Below are 21,409 nucleotides of genomic sequence, written 5' to 3' on the forward strand. Positions count from 1 at the left end.
CCGCCATGAGCACGACCCTAAACGAAGCCGTACGCGCGGAGGACGAAGCGATCCGCACGCCGTGGCGCGAATTCTGGCGCAAGTTCCGCAAGCAGCATGTCGCGCTCGGCGCGGGCGCATTCGTGCTGCTGCTGGTGGTGATCGCGGTGTTCGCGCCGCATCTCGTGCCTTACGATCCGGAAAATTACTTCGACTACGACTCGCTCAACGCGGGTCCTTCGGCGGCCCACTGGTTCGGCGTGGACGCGCTGGGCCGCGATATCTTCAGCCGCATTCTCGCGGGCACGCGCATCTCGCTCGCGGCGGGCTTTCTTTCGGTGGCGCTGGGCGCCGTGGTCGGCACGTTCTTCGGCCTGCTCGCGGGCTACTACGAAGGCTGGTGGGACCGCATCACCATGCGGGTGGCCGACGTGCTGTTCGCATTCCCAGGTATTCTGCTCGCCATCGGCGTGGTCGCGATCCTGGGCAACGGCATGATCAACGTGGTCTGTGCGGTGGCGGTGTTCAGCATTCCGGCGTTTGCGCGGCTCGTGCGCGGCAACACGCTCATGCTCAAGCACCTCACGTATGTCGAGGCCGCGCGCAGTATTGGCGCTTCGGACTGGACGATCATCATGCGCCATATTCTGCCGGGCACCGTGTCGTCCGTGATCGTGTATCTGACCATGCGGATCGGCACGTCGATCATCACGGCGGCGAGCCTGTCGTTCATCGGCCTCGGCGCGCAGCCGCCCACGCCGGAGTGGGGCGCCATGCTCAACGAGGCGCGCGCCGATATGGTGACGGCGCCGCATATCGCGCTGTTCCCAAGCCTTGCCATCTTCCTCACCGTGCTCGCGTTCAATCTGCTGGGCGACGGCTTGCGCGACGCACTCGACCCGAAGCTGGACCGCGCATGAGCATCGATCGTGGAGATACCGCGCCGCATGTCGGCACACTGCCGAGCGGCGCGACGGGAACGATTGCCGACGTCAGCGGCGTGCGTGTCGGGCATTGCGCGCTCGATGCGGGCGAGGTGCAAACCGGCGTGACCGTGCTGCTGCCGCATCCGGGCGACCTGTTTCGCGAGAAGGTGCCGGCGGGCGCCTGTGTGATCAACGGATTCGGCAAGAGCATCGGGCTCATGCAGCTCGAAGAGTTGGGCGTGCTCGAAACGCCGGTCGCGCTGAGCAACACGTTCGCGGTGGGCACGCTCGCCCAGGCGCAGATTCGCGCAGCGGTCGCGGCGAATCCGCAAATCGGGCGCGGCTTGCCGACCGTCAATCCGGTCGTGTTCGAGTGCAACGACGGCTATCTGAACGATATCCAGGCGCTGGCGGTGCATGAGGCGCACTATCTCGCGGCCTGCGCGGCGGCGAACGCCGACTTCGCGCGTGGCAGCGCAGGCGCGGGTCGTGGCATGTCGAGCTTCGACCTGAAGGGCGGCATCGGCACGGCGTCGCGCGTGGTGCAGGCGGCGGGCGCGCAGTACACCGTGGGCGTGCTCGTGCTGGCGAACTTTGGCCGCCTGCCGATGCTGACGATCGGCGGCGTGCCCGTGGGGCGCGAGCTGGCGGCGCGCGCGGCGTCCAATCGCGCAGCGCAGGAGCCCGAGAAGGGCTCGATCATCATGCTGATCGCCACGGACGCGCCGCTCGACGCGCGGCAGCTTCGGCGCGTTGCGATGCGCGCGGCGGCGGGTCTCGCGCGCACGGGGTCCGTCTATGGACACGGCAGCGGCGATATCGCCATGGCGTTCAGCACCGCATACACGTTGGCGCACGACGCGCCGACCCACGCGTTGCCGCCCCTGCTCGCCGACTCGCAGCTCGATCCGCTGTTTCAGGCGAGCGCCGATGGCGTCGAGCAGGCGATTCTCGACGCCTTGTGGAGCGCGAGCACCGTGCTCGGCCGCGACGGCCACGTGCGTCTCGCGCTGCGCGACGCGGCGCCCGATCTCGCCGCTCTGCTTTCAGGCGGGGCGCAAGCATGAAGGTCCTCATTTCGGTCGATATCGAAGGCATCGGCGGCGTCTTCAACGTTCAGCAAACGCGCGCAGGAAACGCCGAGTACGAGCAGGCGCGCCGCTGGATGACCTCGAAGCGAACGCGGCCGTGGAAGGCGCGTTTTCGGGCGGCGCGAGCGAGGTGTGGGTCAATGACTCGCATGGCGGCTTCAACAACCTGCTGCTCGACGAGATCCACGCGCGCGCACGCGTGATATTCGGCAAGCCGCGCATGCTCGGCATGATGGCAGGCCTCGAGCACCGGCCCGCGCTCGTGTTCATGATCGGCTATCACGCCATGGCGCAAAGCCGCGGCATGCTCGCGCACACCATCAACAGCTTTGCGTTCGCGCGCGTGCTCGTCGATGGCGTGGCGACGGGCGAGGCGGGGCTGTATGGCGCGCTCGCGCAGGAATACGGCGCACGCGTGGCGCTGCTCAGCGGTGACGATGTATTCGAAGGCGAAACTCGGCCCGCTTTTCCCGATGCGAAGTTCGTGGTCGTGAAGCGCGCCGGCGGCCACGCGAGCGGCGACCTGCTGACGCCCGCCGCGAGCCGCGAACGGATCCGCGAAGCGGCGCGCGAAGCGGCCGGGCAGGTCGCGCGCGACGGCGAATGGTGGGACCGCGCGTGTGCCGTGCCTCGTGTGCGCACGTGCGAGCTGCATACGCAGACCAGTGCGCTGGCCGATCTCTTTGCGCAGTGGCCGGTATCGAGCGCACGGCGGGCTGCGTGATCCGGTTCGTGGCGCCAACCGCCGAGGCCCTCGTGCGCACGCTCAATAGCCTGTCGGTGATGTCGGCGGTGCTGCGATGAGGCGGCCGCTGTTCTCCGTATTGTGCAACTAACTGTCGGGCCCGCCACGCATCAAACAACGGATCGGTGGCTTCGCCTCCAATCCGCGAAAAAGCCTGTCGCTCACCCCGTGAGGTCTTCCTCCAGCCGGTCGAACACCCGCTGCGTCGCGCCACGGGCGTGCAGCGCGAACAGCAGCAGCGAACGGCCCGTCACCTGGTAGATATCACCCGCCTCGAATTCGGGCAGTTCGTCGCGCACGGGCATGTTCGTGTCGATGAGGCAGCTCCACTGATCGTTGCCCGGTACGGAGGGCAGCGTGAATTCCACGACGTCGTGATAGGCGTTGAACACGATGAGCATGGTCGCATCCGAGGCGAGGCGCATGATGCCGCTCGTCTGCGATCGTCCATCGATCAGCATGCCGAAACAACGCATGGCCGAATCGTCCCACTGCTCCTGAGCGAGCGGTACGCCGGCGGGCGAGAGCCATTCGACGTCGGTGACGTCGAGCGTGGCGTTGTGCTCGCCGATGAGAAACCGGTTGCGTCGCAGCACCGGCAGCGCATGGCGCAGCGCGGTGAGCTTGCGCACGAAGTCGGCGAGCGCGCGGCCCGTGTCGTCGATGCCCTCCCAGTCCACCCAGCTCACGTCGTTGTCCTGGCAATATGCGTTGTTGTTGCCGCGCTGCGTGCGGCCGAACTCGTCGCCTGCGAGCAGCATCGGCGTGCCCTGCGAGAGCAGCAGCGTGGCGAGGAAGTTGCGCTTCTGGCGCTCGCGCAGCGCACGGATCTCGGGGTCGTCGGTCGGGCCTTCCGCGCCGCAGTTCCACGAGAGATTGTCGCCGTGGCCGTCGCGGTTGTCTTCGCCGTTGGCTTCGTTGTGACGGTCGTTGTATGAAACGAGATCGTTCAGCGTGAAGCCGTCGTGCGCGGTGACGAAGTTCACGCTCGACCATGGCCGCCGCCCGCGCCGGTTGAAGCTGTCGCCCGAAGCGCACAGGCGCGTGGCGAGCTCGGGCGCCTTGCCCTCGTCGCCCTTCCACCAGGCGCGCGTGGTGTCGCGAAAGCGGTCGTTCCATTCCATCCAGCCGGGCGGAAAGCCGCCCACCTGGTAGCCGCCCGGCCCGCAGTCCCACGGCTCGGCAATCAGCTTCACGCTCGCGAGAATCGGGTCCTGGCGGCAGCTGTCGAGAAAGCCGCCGCCTTCGTCGAAGCCATAGGGCTCGCGCCCGAGGATCGTCGCGAGGTCGAAGCGAAAACCGTCCACGCCCATTTCGAGCACCCAGTAGCGCAGGCTGTCCGTGACCATCTGCAGCACGCGCGGGTGCGAGAGGTTCAGCGTATTGCCCGTGCCGGTGTCGTTGATGTAGTAGCGCCGGTCTTCGGGTAGCCGGTAGTACGAAGCATTGTCGATGCCGCGAAACGAGAGCGTGGGACCGAGTTCGCTGCCTTCGGCCGTGTGGTTGTACACCACGTCGAGTATCACTTCGAGACCCGCCTGGTGCAGGCGGTCCACCATGTTCTTGAACTCGTCGATCGAGCCGTGCGCGCCCACCGAGTAGCGCGGGTCCGGCGCGAAGAAGCCGATGGTGTTGTAGCCCCAGTAGTTCGTGAGACCGCGTTCGAGCAGGTGGGAGTCGTTCACGAAGGTGTGGATGGGCAGCAGCTCCACGGATGTCACGCCAAGGCCGCGGATATATTCGAGCACCGGCGTCTGCGCGAGCCCCGCGAAGGTGCCGCGCTCTTCGTGCGGCACGTCGGGATGGCGGATCGTGAAGCCGCGCACGTGCGTTTCGTAGATGATCGTGCGCTCGCGCGGCACACGCTCGCGCATCGGGTGGTGCCATGTGAAGCCCTGATCGACCACGCGGCAGCGCGGCACATAGCGCGCGCTGTCTCGCGTGTCGAACGAGAGATCGCCGTCGCGGCTGCCGATCGTGTAGCCGAACACGGCGGGATGCCAGCGCAGCGCGCCCACGTGCGCCTTCGCATACGGATCGAGCAGCAGCTTGTGCGGATTGAAGCGATGGCCCGCCTGCGGCTCGTACGGCCCATGCACGCGATACCCGTAGATGGCGCCCGGTTCGAGTTCGGGCAGATAGACGTGCCACACCTCGTCGGTGTATTCGGGCAACTCGATGCGTTCGAGTTCGCGCAGGCCGCTCTTGTCGAACAGACACAACTCGACCTTGGTAGCGTTCGCGGAGAAGAGCGCGAAGTTCACGCCGCGGCCGTTCCAGGTGGCGCCGAGTGGGAACGGCTGGCCTTCTACGATGCGGGTAGCGGTTTTTTTCTTCATGGGCTCGTCGGTTGGGGACGCGATGGCGCGCGCCGCCAACACCGTTGCGCGCGAGGGCGGGGGCTTGAATCAAGCAAGCTTTGGGCCTGAGCGCCCAACGCAGGGGGAAGACGAGGGGAGAGGGGCCGGATGCGCGGGGCACCGCGGTGGTGCGCGCTGCGAGCGTGTAGCTTTGGCGCAGCGCGTGCACAGAATTACCGATTCTTTTGATGACTTCGCGTGCAGCGCCTACTTCACGGTTTGCACGACCTCGAAGCCTTCGAACTCGGGATGGCTCAAATAGACCGTACGGTTTGCACCGCCCGCGTTGCCCGCGTTTCGGTGCGCCGCGCGAAAGGCGTCGGAGCGCGTCCAGTCTTCGAAGTGCGCGTGGCTCGCCCAGATCGTGTGGCTCGCGTAGAGCACATGGTCTTCGCGCTGCGGGCCTTTGAGCAGATGAAATTCGATGAAGCCGGGCACTTGCTTCAAGTGCGTGTCGCGCGTGGCCCAGACTTCCTCGAATGCGGCCTCGGAGCCCGGCGCGACCTTGAAGCGGTTCATGGCGATATACATGCGGCGTTCCTCTTCGCGTACGGAAAATCGATTCGCAAGGCGGCGGGTGACTGCGGCCGCCGCTGCTTCGAGTTCCGATTATAAGAGGCCGTGAAAGCGCCTGCGCCGCGTCGGTCCATCGCCCTCAGGCCACGCGGAACACCTGCACGGTGCCGGCAAGCTTCGTGGATTGCGTATCGAGCGCCTGGGCCGCGGCGGTCACCTGCTCGACGAGCGCCGCGTTTTGCTGCGTGACTTCGTCCATCTGCGTGACGGCGGTGTCGACCTGTTCGATGCCGCTTTGCTGCTGCTCCGAGGCGGAGGCGATCTCGTTCATGATGGCGGTCACGCGCTGCACCGATGTGTGCAGCTCGGCCATCGTCGCGCCCGCCGTGGAAACGAGTTCCGTGCCGTGCGAAACGGTGGCCACCGAATTCGTGATGAGGTCCTTGATCTCCTTGGCCGCCGCGGCCGAGCGTTGCGCGAGCGAACGCACCTCGCTCGCGACCACGGCGAAGCCGCGGCCTTGCTCGCCCGCGCGCGCCGCCTCGACGGCCGCGTTGAGCGCGAGGATATTGGTCTGGAACGCGATGCCTTCGATGATGGCCGTGATCTCCGAGATCTTGTGCGAACTGCCTTCGATCTCGCTCATCGTGCTCACCACGTCCTGCACGACATCGCTCCCGCGCGACGCCACGTTGGCCGCCGTTTGCGCGAGCGTGCTGCCCTGGCGGGCGTTGTCGGTGTTCTGCTTCACCGCCGACGTCAGCTCGTTCATGCTCGCGGCCGTCTCCTGGAGCGACGCGGCCTGTTCCTCGGTACGCGCCGAAAGGTCGATCATGCCCGCCGCGATCTGCCGCGTGGCCACCGAAACCGATTCGCTGCCGGAGCGCACGGCGCCCGTGACGGAGCCCAGTTCCTTGCGGGTCTTTTCGATGTTTTCCAGCAGCAGGCCCATTTCGTCGCGGCGCTGCGCGCGCACGGCCTGGCTCAGATTGCCCGAGGAGATTTCATCGAGGCTCTTGAGCGCGTAATTGAGGGGCTCCATGATCGCGCGGCGCAGCATCACCCAGCCGAGGCCCGCGCCGAGCAGGCCGAGCACGACCATGGCGGCGCTCACGCCCGAGAACAGATGGAAATTTGCTTCGGCCTCCTCATAACGCACCTTCGCGTTGTTGTAGAGGTGCTTCTTGACCTCGTTGTTCGCGGCGCTCATGGCGCTGTAAAGGTCGGAGAGCTGCGTCATCGCGATGTTGTCGGCGCTGGCCTTGTCGCCCGATTCGAGCGCCTTCGTGAAGTCCGACACCGCGTTGCGCATGGCGGTGCGCCGCTCGGTGGTCGCCGCGATGAGCGGCAGCTCGTCGCTCTCGTGCGGCATCTGCGTGAACTTCGTCCACCACTCGTCGGAGTTCTTGAAGAAGCCGGCGGCGCGCTGCAGCTGGTCGGGGACCGAGGGCGCGTCGGGGTGCAGCGCCACACGGTCGAGCACGAGGCGCGTGCGCGCGATATAGATTTCCGCGTTGTCGATGGCCGTGGATTCGGCGAGCTTGTTGCGATAGGTGTCGCGGTTGGCGCTATTGGCCTTTTCGGTGCTGATGAAGCCGAGAACGCCGGAAACCGTGAGCAGGAGGGCGAGAAGCGCGAACGTGAGGGCGATGCGCGCCCGAATGGTGAGTGTCATGCGTCGGTACCGTTTTGACCAGGGGCAACGCAAGCGGGGCGGCCCATCTCCGCGGGCGGCCGCCGACGGGCGTCACCTTACATATCGACAGCTGGCGGTCGGGGTTTAGGGTGAACCCGGATATTTTTAAGAAACTACAGAATTTTTTGACCGGGCCCCTGTCACCACGGCCGGAGCACGGGCGCTCGCGCGGCGCGGCGTGAGCACGGCCAGCACGGCGGCGACGATGAAGAGGGCAGGCACGTCGCCGAGCAGATGGCCGAGATGGCCGGGCGACGCCAGCGACTGGACCGTCATGATCGCGCCGTGCACGACGCTCGACCACACCATGAACCCGCGCCGCGCGCCGGCCGCTCGAGCATCTGAGCCTGATCTGGCATGAGGAACACGCCCAGCGTGGGCGCGCACGCGGTGCCTCGCGCAAGTCCCCTGCAACTAGCGCGCGAGTTCGTGCGTTTTCGCGGCGTGATCGGCGACGTTTGCCCCAACGCCGCGCGCGCATGGCGATTGTGAGCTGAAAGCCATCCGTCAAAATCTCCTTCCCAATTAGTAATGTTATAACGTAACATTCGCGTCCAGCTGCAGCCACAACTCCTGCGCGGCGTGCGTCCACCCTGGGCCCCGGACGTTCGCCGCGCATCACTCCAACGACGCAAACAAGAAACCATCGTGGCGACCATTCCTTTTACGTCCTTGTCCGCGCTGCTGGCGGGGCTGCGCTTCGCGCGCGTCCTGCCGCTCGCTCCCTTGCCGCTCGCGCTCTGCGGTGCGCTGGCTCATGCCCAATCGCCGGCTACGAACGATGCCAATGCGGTGGCTGGCGACACCCAGCAGGGCGCAACGACGCTCGCGCCGGTGTTCGTCACCGCGAACCCGCTCGGCAACACCGCCCTCACGGCGCCCTCCACCGCGCTCTACGGTGACGCGCTCGTCCTGCGCCGCGCCAACTCGCTCGGCGAAACGCTCAACGGCCTGCCGGGCGTTTCCACGACAACGTACGGCCCCATGGTCGGGCGTCCGATCATTCGCGGCATGGACGGCGACCGCATCCGCCTGCTGCAGAACGGCGTCGCCGCGTTCGACGCTTCGTCGCTGTCGTACGACCACGCGGTGCCGCAGGACCCGCTCTCGATCGAGCGCGTCGAGATCGTGCGCGGGCCGGCCGCGCTGCTGTACGGCGGCAATGCGATCGGCGGCGTGGTCAACACGATCGACAACCGCATTCCGCGCGAGCCGGTTTCGGGCGTCACCGGCGCGGTGGACGCGAGCTACGGCGGGGCGAACGACGCGCGCGCGGGCGCGGCGCAGGTGGAAGGCGGCAACGGCGGCTTCGCCTTCCACGTGGACGCCTTCGCCCGCGACACGAGCGACCAGCGCATTCCCGGCTACGCGCACTCGGCGCAGCAACGTGCGCTGGACGGTCCCGATGCCGAAGAGCCCTACGGCAGCATCCCGAACAGCGACGGCCGCTGGCACGGCGGTGCGGTCGGCTCCTCGTACACCTGGGCCGACGGCTACGCGGGCATCTCGTACAACGGCTTCGACGCGAACTACGGCTCCGTGGCCGAAGACGACGTGCGCCTGCGCATGCATCAGGACCACGTGGCGCTCGCTTCCGAAGTGCGCAACCTGCAGGGGCCGATCAGCCAGCTCAAGTTCGATTTCGGTTATACGGACTACGAACATCGCGAGATCGACAACGGCGAAACGAGCACGACGTTCCGCAATCACGGCTACGAAGCGCGCCTGGAAGCGCGCCACGCGAAACTCGGGCCGCTGGAGGGCGCCTTCGGCGTGCAGGTGAGCCAGAACACCTTCTCGGCGCTGGGCGACGAGGCGCTCGTGCCGACCACGCAAACCACCAACGTCGCGCTGTTCGGTCTGGAAGAATGGAATGTGACGCCGGCGCTCAAGCTGAGTCTGGGCGCGCGCATCGAGCATGTGAAGCTCGATCCGGTGGCGGGTGAAGACGGCACGAAGTTCGCGGGCGTGCAGGCGCGCGACTTCAACGCGGGCAGCCTCTCGGCGGGCGCGCTCTACACGCTCACGCCGGTGTGGTCGGTGGTCGGCAACGTGGCGTACACCGAGCGCGCGCCGACCTTCTACGAGCTCTACGCAAACGGCCCCCATGACGCGACCGGCCAGTATTTGATCGGCAACCCCGACGCGCAGAAGGAAAAGGCCGTATCCACGGATCTTTCGCTGCGCTACGCGAGCGGCCCGAACAAGGCGAGCGCGGGCGTGTTCTACAGCCGCTTTCGCAATTACCTCACCGAGTACAACACGGGCCGCCTCGTGGACGACGACGACACGCCCGTGCCCGCCGGCACCGCGGATGCGCTCAACGAGGCCGTCTATCGCGGCGTGCCCGCAGAATTTTATGGTGTGGAACTGGAAGGGCGCTGGCGCGTGCTGGAGCGCGGCGCGCATCGGCTCGATATCGGCCTGGCCGCCGACTACACGCACGCGCGCAACGTAGATACGGGCGCGCCGCTGCCGCGCATTGCGCCGTTGCGGGCGACGCTGAACGCCGATTACGGCTACGGCCCGTTCGGCGCGCACGCCGAACTCGTGCACGCGTGGGCGCAAAACCGCGTGCCTGAAGACGATTTGCCGACCGCCGGCTACACCACGATCGCGCTGGCGCTCACCTACAAATTCCATGTGGGCGCAACGAACTGGCTCGCATACGTGCGCGGCGACAATCTCACGAATCAGGACGTGCGCTATGCCAGTTCCGTGGTGCGCGACATCGCGCCCGAGGGCGGGCGCAGTGTCATGGTCGGATTGCGCACCACGTTCTAGCGCGTCAAGCCGCTCACACGGCGGCAGCCGCCGGCCGCGCCGCCGCGCTCGGCGGCTGTCCGGTCTGCTGGCGCGAGCGGCCCGAGCTCAGATAGTCGGCGATCGAATCCTGCGTGATCTCGCCCACGTAGGCGCCCTCGGCGTCGAGCACCGGCATCCACGAGGCGCGGAACTGGTACATCTTCGAGAGCACGATGCGCAGGTTGTCGTCGACCGACACGGTGGCGGGGAAGGGCGTGATGCGATCGCCGCACGCGCCTTCGGCCCCGCGCGCGGCGCGGCGCGCCACGAAGCCGAGCGCATGCTGCGCGTCGTCGAGCACGGTGAGGTAGCGCGAGTCGCTTTCGTCCATCGCGGCGAACGCGTGCGAGAGCGGCGTTTCGGCACGCGCCGTTTCGGGCTGCGTGGCGGCGTCGCCGGCCTTCACGAGCAACAGGCGCTTGAGCGTGCTGTCCTGGCCCACGAACTGCGCGACGAAGTCGTCATGCGGGCGCGCGAGCAGCGTATCGGGGTGATCGTACTGCACGAGCCTGCCGCGCCGGAACACCGCGATGCGGTCGCCCAGCTTGATCGCCTCGTCGATATCGTGGCTCACCATGATGACGGTCTTCTTCAGTTGCCGCTGCATCTGGAAGAACTCGTTCTGGATGGCCTCGCGATTGATCGGATCGACCGCGCCGAACGGCTCGTCCATGAGCAGCACGGGCGGGTCGGCGGCCAGCGCGCGAATCACGCCGATGCGTTGCTGCTGGCCGCCCGAAAGCTCGCGCGGATAGCGCTTCAAATACAGCTTCGGGTCGAGCGCGACCATCGACATCAGTTCCGCCGCGCGTTCGGCGCAGCGCTTCTTGTCCCAGCCGAGCAGGCGCGGCACGACGGTGATGTTCTCCGCGATCGTCATGTTCGGAAACAGGCCGATCTGCTGGATCACATAGCCGATGCGGCGGCGCAGGTCCACTTCGTTCAGGCCCGTGGTGTCCTCGCCGTTGATGAGCACGCGGCCCGAGGTCGGCTCGATCAGCCGGTTGATCATCTTGAGCGTGGTGGTCTTGCCGCAGCCCGAGGGGCCGAGGAACACGCAGATCTCGCCTTCGGCCACCGAAAGGCTCACCGAGTCGACGGCGCGTACGGCCTGGCCGTCTTTCTGCGTGAAGGTCTTCGTCAGTTGGTCGAGTTCGATCATGTCTTCTGTACTCCTTTCGGTGTCAATGCGCGCTGCAGCATCTGCAACAACAGGTCGGCGACGATCGCGAGCACGCTCACGAGCACGGCGCCCACGAGCAGCTTCATCATGCTGCTCTGGCCAATGGCGCGAATGATCAGCGTGCCGAGGCCGCCCGCGCCGATCACGGCGGCAATGGTCATCACGCCGATGTTCATCACGACCGCCGTGCGCACGCCCGCGAGAATCACGGGCACGGCCAGCGGCAAATCGACGAGACGCAGCCGCTGCCACGACGTCATACCGATGCCGGTGCCGGCCTCCTTGATGCCCGCATCGACGTTGCGCAGCGCGAGGTAGGTGTTGCGCATGATGGGCAGCAGCGAGTAGAGAAACACTGCCGTGATGGCGGGCACCGCGCCGATGCCCTGGCCGAAGCGCGAGAACACCGGAATCATCAGGCCGAACAGCGCGATGGAGGGCAGCGTGAGGATGATGGTCGCCAGTCCCAGCAGCGGCGCGGCGAGCCAGTCATGGCGGCTGATGAGCACGCCGAGCGGCACGCCCGCGATGATCGCGCAGCCCACGGCGATGCCCACGAGGTAGAGGTGCTGGAGCGTGAGCTGCAGCAGCTCGGGCCAGCTCGAAGCGAGATAGTCGAATACGTTCATATGGCCTGGCCTCCTTCAGGGGAGCGAATGCGTGCGCAGGAACTCCGCCGCCACCTGCTGGGCGGGCTTGCCGTCCAGATCCACGGCCTTGTTCATGTCTTGCATCACGTCGTTGTTGAGGGCGGCGGACAGCGCGTTGAGCTGCGCGGCCAGTTTGGGATTGCGCTCCAGCACTTCCTTGCGCACCACGGGCGTGGCGTTGTACGGCGGGAAGAAGTGCCTGTCGTCTTCGAGCGGCACGATGCCGAAGCCCTTCACGCGGCCATCGGTCGTGTAGACGAGGCCGATCTTCAGCTGGTTGTTATGCAGCGCCGTGTAGACGAGACCGGGGTCCATCTGCTTCATCTGCGAGCGGTGAAAGCTCATGCCGTAGGTGGCGAGCAGCGGCTTGAGACCGTCCGGACGATTCGCGAATTCGGCGTCCATGCCGAACACGTAACGCTTCGCGTCGGGGTCCGTCTTCAACCTTTGCGCAAGCTGCGAGACCGTGGTGATGCCGGTTTCCTCGGCGAATTTGCTCGGCAGACCGATTGCATAGGTGTCGTTGAGCGGCGAGGCGTTGAGCCAGACGAGACCGCGCGGCGCATCGAGCGCCTTCACGCGCTCGTACATCGCTTCGGGCGCAAGCTTCTCGGTCAGCTTGTCGTAGACGAGTGCCGCCGTGCCCGTGTAGTCCCATACGAGGTCGAACTGGCCGTTCTCGAGCGCGCTGCGCATGAGCGTGCTGCCGAGGCCGGAGCGCACCTCCACGGTATAGCCGCGCGAGCGCAGGTATTGCGCGGTGACTTCGGCGAGCACGTATTGCTCGGTGAAGTTCTTCGCGCCGAGTACGAGCTTGGGCTGCGCGAACGCGGGCGTGGCGGCGGCAACGAGCGCCGTTCCGATCACGCAGGCCCGAACGAAGCGGCGCAGGGACTTGAAAGGTGACGCGAACATCATGCGAGCCCTCCGTGACGCGAGAGCCACTGATGGCTGCCGGCGGCGACCATGCCGTCGAGTACGAGCGCGAGCGCGGCCGTGAACGCGGCGCCGAGCAGCAGCAAGGGCTGATCGTTCAGATAGATGCCGGGGAAAATGAGCGAGCCGAGGCTGTCCGCGCCGATCAGATAAGCGAGCGGCGCCGTGCCCACGTTGATGGCGAGCGCGGTGCGCACGCCGCCCACGATGATGGGCAGCGCACCCGGCAATTCCACGCGCGTGAGCGATTGCCAGCCCGTCATGCCGATGCCGCGCGCGGCTTCGCGCAATGCGGCTGGCACGTTCTTCACGCCCTCATACGTATTGCGCGTGATGGGCAGCAGCGACGCGAGAAAGAGCGCGACGATGGCGGGAATGTCGCCGATGCCGAACACGCCGAGCGCAATGGCGAGCACCGCGAGCGACGGAATCGTGTTGCCCACGTTGAAGATCTGCATGAAGCGTTCGGCCTGGCGCGCGAAGCGCGGCCGGCTGAGCAGCACGCCGGCGGGCACGCCGACCACGATGGCGAGCGCCATCGAATAGCCGACGAGCAGCAGGTGCCGCCCGGTGTAGTAAGCGAGGTCGCCTGCGTGGCTTTGCCACGTATCGGCGCCGATGGCGCGCGAGAGGGCCCACGCGATGACGGCAAGGGCGATCAGGCTGCCCGCGAGCAGGGCAGAGCGTCGAGTCATGAAGGTACGCCTCCTTGTTTTTGTGCCGCGCGGCGCAACGCTGCGCAGCGGGGACGCCCATGAGGATGCTCAAGGCGCCGCGAAGGAAGTTCGTGATCCCGGCATGGCCGCGATTGGAACCGACTAAAACAACGGACAGAAAATCGGGCAAAAGCGCGGGCAAAAACGCGGACAAAAACCAGTCCGCCCGCGCACGATGGCGACGTGGCCGCAGTGGTATGAACGCACTTTTATGGCGTTCTTCTGGTTATCATGTTCAGCTCAACGGCACCGAGCAGATCGATGCGCGCTGGAGCAGGAAACCGCCGGATGACGGCTTGGATGCGGCGGCTTTGAACCGCTACGCGAGGGCCGGAGGCCCATTTGAACGGCGCTTGCGACAGAGCGGCCCTTTAGCGTGGACCGGGTATCTCAATGCGCACGAGAACGACTTCGTTGTGATCGAAACGAGATGAGTATAGATCATTCGATTAGGTGCGTCTACCTTGGGGAACGATCGCGAGTTGACGTATAACAGGTCGGGTTGCATTCGGTATGTCATTTCGGGAAATTAATAAGTTATCCGGATAAAAAAACTTCGGTAGCATTTCCCGTTTTTTAAAGGCGACAGAAAGTGACGTACAGGTACGCTTTTTCTGCATCGTGGGCTTTAGCAAGCGGCGTTCCCGGTATTGCATCGAGGCGCTGCGGCAGAATGTTCCGCTCTTTGCGCTTTCTTAAGTTTCGTTTAAGAAAGGCCATTTAATTTGAAGCGCTTCGCATCATCGATGCTCGCCGGTTCAACGATGCGGCCATCGATCTCACTTCCGATTTCACCTCGAGAAGCGCGGCACGCGTGCGCGTTTCTCTGCTCTGCAATCCGTCATTCGATTCATGGCTTTTCGTGCAATAGCGGCCTCCCCGGGCCTCGCGGGGAAACTCATCGTTGTGTCAGCAATCGGTTTGACGAGCGCCGCGTGGCTCGCCCATCGACATGCGAACGTTGCTACCGACGATCCGCTTGCCGACGCGGCGACGGCGACGCCCGCGACGCCGGCGCAGGATGCGGCGTCGCAGGCGGCGGCCAGCGCGGCGCCCGCGAGCGAAAGCGCGCCGGCGTTTCGCGTGGAGACCGCCGTGGTCGAGCACAGCTTCTCCGAGGCGGCCCAGCGTCTCGGGGTGGATGCGGCGACGACAGCGAGGCTGGCGCGCGCCTTCTCGGGCCGGCTCGATTTCCGGCGCGATCTGCAACGCGGCAGCGAAATACGCTTCGTGTTTCGCGATGACAAAGACGGTGCGAACGGCGCGAGCGAAGCAAACGATGCAAGCGACGTGAGCGCGGCGAATGCCGGTACACCACAGAACACAGCGTCTTCAGACGACACGCCTGTCGCGATCCGCATCTCGAACGGCAACGTCTCGCACGATCTCTTTCTGTACCGGAACCTCGCGGGCAAGGCGTTCTACTATTCGGCCGACGGTCATGCTGCCGCGCCATCGTTCCTGCGCTATCCCGTGAGGTTCTCGCGCGTGTCTTCGCATTTCTCGATGCGACGGCTCGATCCGGTCACGCATCGCGTGCAGCCGCACGAAGGCGTCGATCTCGCGGCGCCCGTCGGCACGCCCGTTCACGCGACCGCGCGCGGCACTGTGAAGTTCGCCGGCTGGCAGACGGGCTACGGCAAGGTCGTGAAGCTCGAAAACTTCGGCCCTTACTCCACGACCTTCGCCCATCTTTCGCGCTTTGCGAAGCACTTGAAAGTGGGGCAGACGGTGAGCAAGGGGCAGGTGATCGGGTACGTGGGCGCGACGGGTTGGGCGACGGGGCCGCATCTGCACTACGAGGTGCACGTGGATCAGGTCGCGCAGGATCCGCTTACCGTCGACTTGCCGCATCGCGATCCCTTGCAGGGCGAGGACAAGCAGCGCTTCGCGCAACAGGTCGCGCTCATCGACCCGCTGCTTTAGGCGCAACGCGCGAAAGGCTGCCGCAAGGAAGCCCGCAATGGCCTGTGCTGCGCCGCAGGCACGATTTGCCGATTTTCGATAACACGTCGATTAATGACTCAATAGCATGGTTCCACTCAACCGAGGTGGCCAGGGCCGGCCGCCCGGGCCACCCAGAGGGAGAAAACCATGCAAGGCGAATCGAACGCACGTCCCGCTGCAGTTGGCACGACAGTTGGTACATCACCGGGCAAGCCGGGCGCGCCGGCGCTCAATCAAACGCTCGGCACGTGGCAGTTATGGGGCATCGCAGTCGGCCTCGTGATCTCGGGCGAGTACTTCGGCTGGAGCTACGGCTGGGCCAGCGCCGGCACGCTCGGCTTCGTCGTCACGGCGCTGTTCGTCGCGGCGATGTACACCACGTTCATCTTCAGCTTTACCGAACTCACCACCTCCATACCGCATGCGGGCGGGCCTTTCGCCTACGCCCGCCGCGCGTTCGGCCCGCACGGGGGGTATCTGGCAGGGGCGGCCACGCTCGTGGAATTCGTGTTCGCGCCGCCCGCCATCGCGCTCGCCATCGGCGCGTACCTGCACGTGCAGTTCCCCGGACTCGAGCCCAAACACGCAGCCATGGGCGCGTATCTCGTCTTCATGGCGCTCAATATCGTGGGCGTGCAGATCGCCGCGACCTTCGAACTGATCGTCACGCTGCTCGCCATCTTCGAGTTGCTCGTGTTCATGGGCGTCGTGTCGCCGGGCTTCGCATGGAGCCACTTCACGAAGGGCGGCTGGTCGGGTAACGATCATTTTTCGCTGGGCTCGTTTCATGGCATGTTCGCCGCGATTCCGTTCGCCATCTGGTTCTTCCTCGCGATCGAAGGCGTGGCCATGGCCGCCGAGGAAGCGAAGAACCCGCGCCGCTCGATTCCCATCGCCTACGTGGCCGGCATTCTCACGCTCGTCGCGCTCGCCGTGGGCGTGATGGTGTTCGCGGGCGGCGCCGGTGACTGGACCACGCTCGCCAATATCAACGACCCGCTGCCGCAAGCCATGAAGTTCATCGTGGGCGAGCACAGCGGCTGGATGCACATGCTCGTCTGGCTCGGGCTGTTCGGTCTCGTGGCCTCGTTTCACGGCATCATCCTCGGCTATTCGCGGCAGATCTTCGCGCTGGCCCGCGAAGGCTATCTGCCCGCGTGGCTCGCGAAAATTCATCCGCGCTTCAAGACGCCGTATCGCGCGATTCTCGCGGGTGGCGTGGTCGGTATTGCCGCGATCTACAGCGACGAGCTGATCCAGTTCGGCGGGCAGACGCTCACGGCCAACATCGTCACGATGTCGGTGTTCGGCGCAATCGTGATGTACATTGTCAGCATGGCGGCGCTCTTCAGGCTGCGCCGCGTGCAGCCGGCCATGGACCGGCCGTTTCGCGCGCCGCTGTACCCGTTTTTCCCGGCGTTTGCGCTCGTCGCCGCGCTCGTTTGCCTCGGCACGATGGTGTATTTCAACGCGCTGGTGGCGGGGGTGTTCGTGGTGTTTCTCGCGCTCGGCTACGCGTATTTCCTCGCCACGCGCACACAGCGCGAGGGGGTGCCCGCCGAGGGGCTGCTCGAGGAGTGAGCCTCCAGATTCACAGGAGTCCAACGCATGAACTATACGGAGACGATCGGCGCGCGCACCTACCGCTTCGCGGACCTCAAGACGCTGCTCGCCAAAGCCAGCCCGCTGCGCTCCGGCGACCAGCTCGCGGGCGTGGCGGCGGCGAGCGAAGAGGAGCGCGTGGCCGCGAAAATGGCGCTCGCCGCGGTGCCGCTCAAGGCGTTTCTTGCGGAAGCGCTCGTGCCTTATGAAGACGACGAGGTCACGCGCCTGATCGTCGACGATCACGACGCCGCCGCGTTCGCGGCCGTCGCACACCTCACGGTGGGCGACTTCCGCGACTGGCTGCTCTCCGGCGCGGCAACCACCGAAGCGCTCGAGCGCCTCGCGCCGGGCCTCACGCCCGAGATGGTCGCGGCGGTGTCGAAGCTCATGCGCAATCAGGACCTGATCGCCGTGGCGAAAAAGCGGCCCGTGGTCACTCGCTTTCGCAACACCGTGGGGCTGCCGGGCCGCATGTCGGTGCGCCTGCAGCCGAACCATCCCACCGACGACGTGAAGGGCATCGCCGCCTCGATGCTCGACGGCCTGATGTACGGCTGCGGCGACGCGATGATCGGCATCAATCCCGCCACGGACAGTCTGGCGGCCATCGTGAAGCTGCTCGCGATGATCGACGGGTTTCGCGAGCGCTACCGCGTGCCCACGCAGTCCTGCGTGCTCACGCACGTTACCAACACGATCGCGGCTATCGAAAAGTGCGCACCCGTCGATCTGGTGTTTCAGTCGATAGCGGGCACGGAGAAGGCGAACGCGAGCTTCGGCATTTCGCTGGCACTTTTGAAAGAGGCGCGCGAGGCGGCGCTTTCGCTCAAACGCGGCACGGTCGGCAACAACCTCATGTACTTCGAGACGGGGCAGGGCAGCGCGCTCTCGGCGAACGCGCACTACGGCGTGGACCAGCAAACCTGCGAGGTGCGCGCCTATGCGGTCGCACGCAAGTTCGAGCCGTTTCTCGTCAATACGGTGGTCGGTTTCATCGGCCCCGAGTATTTGTACGATGGAAAGCAGATCATTCGCGCGGGGCTCGAAGATCACTTCTGCGGCAAGCTGCTGGGCGTGCCCATGGGTTGCGACATCTGCTATACGAACCACGCCGAAGCCGACCAGGACGACATGGACACGCTGCTCACGCTGCTGGGCGCGGCCGGCATCAACTTCATCATGGGCATTCCGGGCGCCGACGACGTGATGCTCAACTACCAGAGCACCTCGTTTCACGACGCGCTCTACGTGCGCGACCTGCTCGGCCTGCGCCGCGCGCCGGAGTTCGAGGAGTGGCTGGAGACCATGGAGATCGTCGACGCGAAAGGCGCGCTCCTGCCGGGCTCCGCGCGCGTGCCGCTGCTCGCGGGCGCGCACGAGTGGTTGGGGATCGACGCATGAGCGACGCCGTCGAAAAGAACCCGTGGGGCGGTCTCAAGGCGTTCACGAACGCGCGCATCGCGCTCGGGCGCGCGGGCAACGGCTTGCCCACGGCGCCGCTGCTCGCGTTCAATCTCTCGCACGCGCAGGCGCGCGACGCCGTGCATCACCCGCTCGACGCCGAAGCCTTGCGGCGCACGCTCGAAGCCGAGGGGTTCGCCACGCTCGGCGTGGAAAGCGCGGCGCCGGACCGGCAGCATTATTTGCGCCGGCCAGACCTTGGGCGGCGCTTGTCGGAGGCGAGCCGGACCGCGTTGGTCGAGGCGGCGGGTTTGGCCACGGCTGCGCGTGAGGAGCCGCCCGAAGTCGTGTTCGTGATCGGCGACGGCCTTTCGGCGATCGCCGCCGCGAAACAGGCCGCGCCGCTGCTCCTCGCCGTACGCGCGCGTCTTGCGGACTGGCGCATCGGCCCAGTGGTGGTCGCGCGCCAGGCACGCGTGGCGCTCGGCGACGAGATCGGCGAACTGCTGGGCGCGAAACTCGTGGCGATGCTGATCGGCGAGCGGCCCGGGCTCAGCTCGCCAGACAGCCTCGGCGTCTATCTCACCTACGCGCCGAAGGTGGGCTGCCATGACGCGCAGCGCAACTGCATCTCGAACGTGCGTCCCGAAGGGCTGCCGTATGAAGCGGCCGCGCACAAGCTCCACTACCTCCTCACGCATGCGCGGCGGCTCGGGCTGACCGGCGTCGGACTGAAGGACGATAGCGACGCGACGCTGCCGGGCGTCGGGGCGGCAGGGCAGATCACGTCTGCATGAGGGTCCGCACGCGCGGGCGGAGACTGCATCCGCCGCAACCGTTGGAGCAGGCGACGCACCGCGGCGGTGCTGCCGCCTGTGCAGGGATTGAGCACTCCGCTCGCCGCCATTGCGCCGCCGTGGAGCAGCGCGGCGCCCGGCATGGCCATGCCGCATACCGTTCTCGCTGGCGCGACTCTTGCATCAATCGACGATCGATCGAAGCAAGCGCGTGCTGGGAGGCAATCATGAACGAAACGGCAGAGCGAACCGAAGCCACGGCCGGGCAGGCGCGATGCAACGCGCCTGGCGCCCGCACCGTGGTCAGCGTGGCGCACGACGCCGACGAGCAGGCGCGCAACCTCGTGGGCTGGCGGCAGACCTACGACCAGCTGGCGGCGGGCCGCTTCGTCGGCACGCTCACGGAACTGCCACTCGACACCATGAAGGTGTTCCGCGAGACCACGAGCCACACGTTGCGCCAGGCGTGCGAGGTGCGCGGCGACGCCTGGTGGTTCGGCATACCGGTCCCGCGCGAAGGCGAGGCGCGTGTCGACGCGCAGCCCATTGGCGCGCAGGCGTTTGCGCTGCGCCCCGGCAACGTAGAGTTCGAGTTGCTCACGCCGGCGCAATTTTCGATCTACGGCGTGGTCGTGCGCGGCGACGTGCTGCGCCACTATGCGGCCGCGGTCGAGCACACGGCGCTCGAAGAGCGTTTGCCGGCTGCCCCTGTCGTGCAGGCGGGCGCGGCGAGCATCGAACGCCTTTGCGCGCGGCTCGCGAGGTGTCTCGACGATGGCGGCCAGGCGCATGAGAACGTGCCGGACGCACCGCTTTCGGACCTCGAACGCAACGCATTGCAGGCGGAAGTGCTCGCCGCGCTGTTCGACGCCTGCGCGGGCAGCGGGGATGCGGTGATCGAGTCCGCCTCGCGGCGCCGCTGGATCGTTGCGCAGGCGCGCGACTACGTGCTCGCGCATCGCGCGCGGCCGGTCGGTGTGCCGGAGCTTTGCGAGCAGCTGCACGTGAGCCGGCGTACGCTCCAGTACTGCTTTCAGGACGTGCTTGGCATGGCGCCCGCCACCTACCTGCGCGCGCTGCGCCTGAACGGCGCCCGGCGCGACCTGTGCGCTCGCGCGGCCGGTTCGGTGCAGGACGTGGCCACCGCCTGGGGCTTCTGGCATTTGAGCCAGTTCGCCACCGATTACCGGCGCATGTTCGGCATGCGGCCTTCCGAGGCGTTGCGCGCGGAGGCAACGCCCTGAATTCGCGGACCGGAATATGAACCCGTTCACCACTGATGACAGAGGGCACATTCTTCGCTACCTGGATTTATTTTCCGGCACGCACTCCTCCGAGCCGCTTCTGTTCATTCATGGTTTGGGTTGTGCGGCCAGCAGCGATTACCCACCGGTAGTGGGCTCCCATGCATACCCGAAACGCCGATCGCTCCTCGTCGATCTCTTGGGAGCGGGGTTCAGCGACAAACCAGAGGACGGGAATTATGATTCGGAGACCCAGGCGAATGTCCTCTCAAACTTCGTCACGAGCGAGCCCTTCACGCGGGTGAATCTATTCGGTCATAGCGCTGGCGCGTTCATCGCGCTGAAGCTCGCGAAACGCCTGCCGGTCCAGGTGGGTACCGTGGTCTTATGTGCGCCCGGTCTGAACGATTACGGCAAAGCGATGTTGTCGGAAATAACGTCGATGACCGAAGCGCAATTCGTAGCCGTTGGGTTTTCGCAGCTGCTGGCGCAGTTGAAAGCCGCGGGCGGCAACGACGCCTGGCTGGACCCGTTTGCCGTCGCATCGCCTCATGCCATTTACCAATGGGCAAAATCCGCGCTGGACGATAACGCGGAAGACTGGCTCGGCAAATTCGCCAGGCTGAATGCGAGAAAAGGGGTGATTCTTCCGGAAACGGCCACGAGTGGCGAACTTGCCCAATTCGACCAAGCCGGCTGCGCCGTCGAACTCGTTGCCAATACCGAGCACATGATGGCGTACGACAATCCCGATGGCCTGGCGCTCGCCATCAGCAACATGCTCGAACGAGGCGCTTGAGGAAGCGACGGCG

18 protein-coding genes and 1 pseudogene are annotated in these 21,409 nt (G+C 66.1%); 11 read left to right on the plus strand and 8 right to left on the minus strand.

Annotation, left to right across the window (positions count from 1 at the left end; genetic code table 11):
- The first annotated feature begins 5 nt into the window (after positions 1–5).
- From gsiD to AB4Y42_RS07145, 3 genes and pseudogenes are all read left to right on the plus strand, one after another.
- Positions 6–899: a glutathione ABC transporter permease GsiD gene (gsiD, locus tag AB4Y42_RS07135; RefSeq protein WP_342922102.1), complete on the plus strand. Its 894-nt coding sequence runs from the start codon at positions 6–8 to the stop codon at positions 897–899.
- Positions 896–1,972 carry a P1 family peptidase gene (locus AB4Y42_RS07140; protein ID WP_368693758.1) on the plus strand — a complete coding sequence of 359 codons (1,077 nt, stop codon included), beginning with the start codon at positions 896–898 and terminating at the stop codon, positions 1,970–1,972. The genes gsiD and AB4Y42_RS07140 overlap by 4 nt, the downstream gene beginning before the upstream one ends.
- Positions 1,969–2,800 (plus strand): annotated as a pseudogene (locus AB4Y42_RS07145) (M55 family metallopeptidase). The gene AB4Y42_RS07140 and the pseudogene AB4Y42_RS07145 overlap by 4 nt, the downstream one beginning before the upstream one ends.
- A 102-nt stretch (positions 2,801–2,902) precedes the next feature.
- Here AB4Y42_RS07145 and glgX read toward each other — a convergent pair.
- From glgX to AB4Y42_RS07165, 4 genes are all read right to left on the minus strand, one after another.
- On the minus strand, positions 2,903–5,080 hold the full coding sequence (gene glgX, locus AB4Y42_RS07150) for a glycogen debranching protein GlgX (RefSeq protein WP_368693759.1): 2,178 nt from the start codon (positions 5,078–5,080) through the stop codon (positions 2,903–2,905).
- 228 nt (positions 5,081–5,308) lie between these two features.
- Positions 5,309–5,632, minus strand: a complete 324-nt coding sequence (locus AB4Y42_RS07155; protein WP_368693760.1) for an antibiotic biosynthesis monooxygenase — start codon at positions 5,630–5,632, stop codon at positions 5,309–5,311.
- 124 nt (positions 5,633–5,756) lie between these two features.
- Complete coding sequence (locus AB4Y42_RS07160) at positions 5,757–7,292, minus strand: methyl-accepting chemotaxis protein (protein ID WP_368691104.1); 1,536 nt, start codon at positions 7,290–7,292, stop codon at positions 5,757–5,759.
- A gap of 126 nt (positions 7,293–7,418) precedes the next feature.
- Positions 7,419–7,622 carry a DUF6632 domain-containing protein gene (locus tag AB4Y42_RS07165; RefSeq protein ID WP_368693761.1) on the minus strand — a complete coding sequence of 68 codons (204 nt, stop codon included), beginning with the start codon at positions 7,620–7,622 and terminating at the stop codon, positions 7,419–7,421.
- A 348-nt stretch (positions 7,623–7,970) separates the two neighbouring features.
- Between AB4Y42_RS07165 and AB4Y42_RS07170 the strand changes: the two genes are divergently transcribed.
- Positions 7,971–10,097: a TonB-dependent receptor gene (locus AB4Y42_RS07170; protein WP_368693985.1), complete on the plus strand. Its 2,127-nt coding sequence runs from the start codon at positions 7,971–7,973 to the stop codon at positions 10,095–10,097.
- Between the two features lie 13 nt (positions 10,098–10,110).
- Here AB4Y42_RS07170 and AB4Y42_RS07175 read toward each other — a convergent pair whose 3' ends face one another.
- From AB4Y42_RS07175 to AB4Y42_RS07190, 4 genes are read right to left on the minus strand one after another with little or no spacing between them, the layout of a single operon-like run.
- Positions 10,111–11,280 carry a betaine/proline/choline family ABC transporter ATP-binding protein gene (locus AB4Y42_RS07175; protein WP_368693762.1) on the minus strand — a complete coding sequence of 390 codons (1,170 nt, stop codon included), beginning with the start codon at positions 11,278–11,280 and terminating at the stop codon, positions 10,111–10,113.
- Positions 11,277–11,930, minus strand: coding sequence for an ABC transporter permease (locus AB4Y42_RS07180; protein WP_069265903.1), 654 nt, complete (start codon positions 11,928–11,930; stop codon positions 11,277–11,279). The genes AB4Y42_RS07175 and AB4Y42_RS07180 overlap by 4 nt, the downstream gene beginning before the upstream one ends.
- Positions 11,931–11,945: 15 nt before the next feature.
- Entirely contained in the window at positions 11,946–12,869 is a 924-nt protein-coding gene (locus AB4Y42_RS07185; RefSeq protein ID WP_368691102.1) for a glycine betaine ABC transporter substrate-binding protein, read from the minus strand.
- Positions 12,866–13,582, minus strand: coding sequence for an ABC transporter permease (locus AB4Y42_RS07190; RefSeq protein ID WP_368691101.1), 717 nt, complete (start codon positions 13,580–13,582; stop codon positions 12,866–12,868). Before AB4Y42_RS07190 ends, AB4Y42_RS07185 begins: the two co-directional genes overlap by 4 nt.
- A 59-nt stretch (positions 13,583–13,641) precedes the next feature.
- On the opposite strand from AB4Y42_RS07190, the gene AB4Y42_RS07195 reads away from it, so the two are divergent.
- The 7 genes from AB4Y42_RS07195 (at position 13,642) to AB4Y42_RS07225 (ending at position 21,396) form a co-directional block, all read left to right on the plus strand.
- Complete coding sequence (locus tag AB4Y42_RS07195; protein WP_368691100.1) at positions 13,642–14,037, plus strand: hypothetical protein; 396 nt, start codon at positions 13,642–13,644, stop codon at positions 14,035–14,037.
- Positions 14,038–14,509: 472 nt separating this feature from the next.
- Positions 14,510–15,529 carry a peptidoglycan DD-metalloendopeptidase family protein gene (locus AB4Y42_RS07200; RefSeq protein ID WP_368691099.1) on the plus strand — a complete coding sequence of 340 codons (1,020 nt, stop codon included), beginning with the start codon at positions 14,510–14,512 and terminating at the stop codon, positions 15,527–15,529.
- A gap of 168 nt (positions 15,530–15,697) precedes the next feature.
- Entirely contained in the window at positions 15,698–17,131 is a 1,434-nt protein-coding gene (gene eat / locus AB4Y42_RS07205) for an ethanolamine permease (RefSeq protein ID WP_368693763.1), read from the plus strand.
- A gap of 27 nt (positions 17,132–17,158) precedes the next feature.
- Entirely contained in the window at positions 17,159–18,556 is a 1,398-nt protein-coding gene (locus AB4Y42_RS07210; RefSeq protein WP_368691097.1) for an ethanolamine ammonia-lyase subunit EutB, read from the plus strand.
- A complete protein-coding gene (gene eutC / locus AB4Y42_RS07215; RefSeq protein ID WP_368691096.1) occupies positions 18,553–19,353 on the plus strand; it encodes an ethanolamine ammonia-lyase subunit EutC in 801 nt (266 codons plus the stop codon). The genes AB4Y42_RS07210 and eutC overlap by 4 nt, the downstream gene beginning before the upstream one ends.
- Positions 19,354–19,580: 227 nt before the next feature.
- Positions 19,581–20,597: a helix-turn-helix domain-containing protein gene (locus AB4Y42_RS07220; RefSeq protein ID WP_368691095.1), complete on the plus strand. Its 1,017-nt coding sequence runs from the start codon at positions 19,581–19,583 to the stop codon at positions 20,595–20,597.
- A gap of 16 nt (positions 20,598–20,613) precedes the next feature.
- On the plus strand, positions 20,614–21,396 hold the full coding sequence (locus AB4Y42_RS07225; protein WP_368693764.1) for an alpha/beta fold hydrolase: 783 nt from the start codon (positions 20,614–20,616) through the stop codon (positions 21,394–21,396).
- Positions 21,397–21,409: the final 13 nt, after the last annotated feature.

This window comes from Paraburkholderia sp. EG286B, from assembly GCF_040965655.1.
Classification (GTDB): Bacteria; Pseudomonadota; Gammaproteobacteria; order Burkholderiales; family Burkholderiaceae; genus Paraburkholderia.

Bases quoted from the DNA above. Each gene is read 5' to 3' on its own strand.
- gsiD (WP_342922102.1), top strand. From the start codon at position 6: ATGAGCACGACCCTAAACGAAGCCGTACGCGCGGAGGACGAAGCGATC.
- AB4Y42_RS07140 (WP_368693758.1), top strand. From the start codon at position 896: ATGAGCATCGATCGTGGAGATACCGCGCCGCATGTCGGCACACTGCCG.
- glgX (WP_368693759.1), bottom strand. From the start codon at position 5,080: ATGAAGAAAAAAACCGCTACCCGCATCGTAGAAGGCCAGCCGTTCCCA.
- AB4Y42_RS07155 (WP_368693760.1), bottom strand. From the start codon at position 5,632: ATGTATATCGCCATGAACCGCTTCAAGGTCGCGCCGGGCTCCGAGGCC.
- AB4Y42_RS07160 (WP_368691104.1), bottom strand. From the start codon at position 7,292: ATGACACTCACCATTCGGGCGCGCATCGCCCTCACGTTCGCGCTTCTC.
- AB4Y42_RS07165 (WP_368693761.1), bottom strand. From the start codon at position 7,622: ATGGTGTGGTCGAGCGTCGTGCACGGCGCGATCATGACGGTCCAGTCG.
- AB4Y42_RS07175 (WP_368693762.1), bottom strand. From the start codon at position 11,280: ATGATCGAACTCGACCAACTGACGAAGACCTTCACGCAGAAAGACGGC.
- AB4Y42_RS07180 (WP_069265903.1), bottom strand. From the start codon at position 11,930: ATGAACGTATTCGACTATCTCGCTTCGAGCTGGCCCGAGCTGCTGCAG.
- AB4Y42_RS07185 (WP_368691102.1), bottom strand. From the start codon at position 12,869: ATGATGTTCGCGTCACCTTTCAAGTCCCTGCGCCGCTTCGTTCGGGCC.
- AB4Y42_RS07190 (WP_368691101.1), bottom strand. From the start codon at position 13,582: ATGACTCGACGCTCTGCCCTGCTCGCGGGCAGCCTGATCGCCCTTGCC.
- AB4Y42_RS07195 (WP_368691100.1), top strand. From the start codon at position 13,642: ATGAGGATGCTCAAGGCGCCGCGAAGGAAGTTCGTGATCCCGGCATGG.
- eat (WP_368693763.1), top strand. From the start codon at position 15,698: ATGCAAGGCGAATCGAACGCACGTCCCGCTGCAGTTGGCACGACAGTT.
- AB4Y42_RS07210 (WP_368691097.1), top strand. From the start codon at position 17,159: ATGAACTATACGGAGACGATCGGCGCGCGCACCTACCGCTTCGCGGAC.
- eutC (WP_368691096.1), top strand. From the start codon at position 18,553: ATGAGCGACGCCGTCGAAAAGAACCCGTGGGGCGGTCTCAAGGCGTTC.
- AB4Y42_RS07220 (WP_368691095.1), top strand. From the start codon at position 19,581: ATGAACGAAACGGCAGAGCGAACCGAAGCCACGGCCGGGCAGGCGCGA.
- AB4Y42_RS07225 (WP_368693764.1), top strand. From the start codon at position 20,614: ATGAACCCGTTCACCACTGATGACAGAGGGCACATTCTTCGCTACCTG.